Here is a 1,541-nt window from a genome sequence, read left to right as displayed (position 1 = left end):
CGCCGCGGTCTGCGGCGATCTGTTCGCCTCGCCGAGCGTCGACGCGGTGCTCACCGCCATTCAGGCAGTGACCGGCGAGGCGGGCTGCCTGCTGATCGTCAAAAACTACACCGGCGATCGGCTTAACTTCGGTCTGGCGGCGGAGAAAGCGCGCCGACTCGGCTACAACGTGGAGATGCTGATCGTCGGCGACGATATTTCGCTGCCGGATAACAAACAGCCGCGCGGCATCGCCGGGACCATTCTGGTGCATAAAGTGGCGGGCTATTTCGCCGAGCGCGGCTTCAACCTCGCCACCGTCCTGCGTGAAGCGCAATACGCCGCCAGCCATACCGCCAGCATCGGGGTGGCGCTGGCCAGCTGCCACCTGCCGCAGGAAGCCGACAGCGCGCCGCGCCATCAGGCCGGTCACGCCGAGCTGGGAATGGGCATCCACGGAGAGCCGGGCGCCTCGACGATCGCCACGCAAAACAGTGCGGAAATCGTTAACCTGATGGTGGAAAAACTGACCGCCGCCCTACCGGAAACCGGCCGCCTGGCGGTGATGCTCAATAACCTCGGCGGCGTGTCGGTGGCTGAGATGGCGATTCTGACCCGCGAGCTGGCCAACACCCCGCTGCAGGCGCGCATTGACTGGTTAATAGGCCCGGCCTCGCTGGTGACGGCGCTGGATATGAAAGGCTTCTCGCTGACCACCATCGTGCTGGAGGAGAGTATTGAGAAAGCGCTGCTTTCGGATGTGGAAACCGCCAGCTGGCAGAAGCCGGTGCAGCCGCGGACTATCAACGTCGTGCCGTCCACCCTCGACAGCGCCCGGGTGGATTTTACGCCCTCGGCCAACCCACAGGTGGGCGATTACGTGGCACAGGTGACCGGCGCCCTCATCGATCTTGAAGAACATCTCAACGCGCTGGATGCCAAAGTAGGCGACGGCGATACCGGCTCCACCTTCGCCGCCGGGGCGCGTGAAATTGCCGAGCGGCTCGAGCGTCAGCAGCTGCCGCTGAACGATCTGCCAACGCTCTTCGCGCTGATCGGCGAACGCCTGACGGTGGTGATGGGCGGCTCCAGCGGGGTATTGATGTCTATCTTCTTCACCGCTGCCGGGCAGAAGCTGGGGCAAGGCGCCAGCGTGGCCGAGGCGCTGAACGCCGGTCTGGAACAGATGAAGTTTTACGGCGGCGCCGATGAGGGAGACCGGACGATGATCGACGCTCTGCAGCCGGCCCTGGCGGCGCTGCTGGCCGAACCGGAGAATCTGCAGGCCGCTTTCGCCGCGGCGCAGGCCGGGGCGGATCGCACCTGCCAGTCAAGCAAAGCCGGCGCCGGACGCGCGTCCTATCTCAACAGCGATAGCCTGCTCGGCAACATGGACCCCGGCGCCCACGCGGTGGCGATGGTGTTTAAGGCGCTGGCGGAACGCTAAGCCTTCCCCGGTGGCGCTGCGCTTACCGGGGCGACGTAACACCGCCGAAAAGCAGGTCGGGTAAGGCGTAAGCCGCCACCCGACAAAAAACGGCACCGCCGGTAGCCCCGGGAAA

General features: G+C 65.4%; 1 protein-coding gene. It reads left to right on the top strand.

The genetic code is table 11. The features are described 5' to 3' along the window. A partial coding sequence (locus tag HMPREF9538_RS13280) for a dihydroxyacetone kinase subunit DhaK (RefSeq protein WP_009485179.1) occupies nt 1-1,426 on the top strand: 1,426 nt, incomplete at its 5' end. Nucleotides 1,427-1,541 lie beyond the last annotated feature (115 nt).

This window comes from Klebsiella sp. MS 92-3 (assembly GCF_000195655.1).
Taxonomy (GTDB): domain Bacteria; phylum Pseudomonadota; class Gammaproteobacteria; order Enterobacterales; family Enterobacteriaceae; genus Klebsiella; species Klebsiella pneumoniae.
The sequence above is the reverse complement of the archived record's forward strand: the minus strand, read 5'-3'. Positions and strand labels throughout refer to the sequence as shown.